Raw genomic sequence first — 220 nt, forward strand, 5'->3', positions numbered from 1 at the left:
CGGGGAAATTGCTACCAGAAACCGCTTGCTTCGAGCTGAATATCAATCGATTTCTGTCAAAAATGTTGAGATACGTACTCTTCTGGCGAAAAAGTTGGAAAGGCGACGGTAAAAACTCAAAAGGAGGAGAAATCCGAATGAAGAAGTTCCTTTCTCTGGTGCTTGCTCTGGTGATGACCATGTCCCTGGTCACCGTCAGCGCCGGCGCCAAGGACTTCGG

1 protein-coding gene is annotated in these 220 nt (G+C 48.6%); it reads left to right on the forward strand.

Annotated elements, in window-relative coordinates:
• A partial coding sequence (locus H9X91_RS14170) for a hypothetical protein (protein ID WP_204805896.1) occupies positions 1-220 on the forward strand: 220 nt, incomplete at both ends.

Origin of the sequence: Oscillibacter valericigenes (assembly GCF_016902445.1) — a bacterium.
In the GTDB taxonomy this organism is placed as follows: Bacteria; Bacillota; Clostridia; order Oscillospirales; family Oscillospiraceae; genus Oscillibacter; species Oscillibacter avistercoris.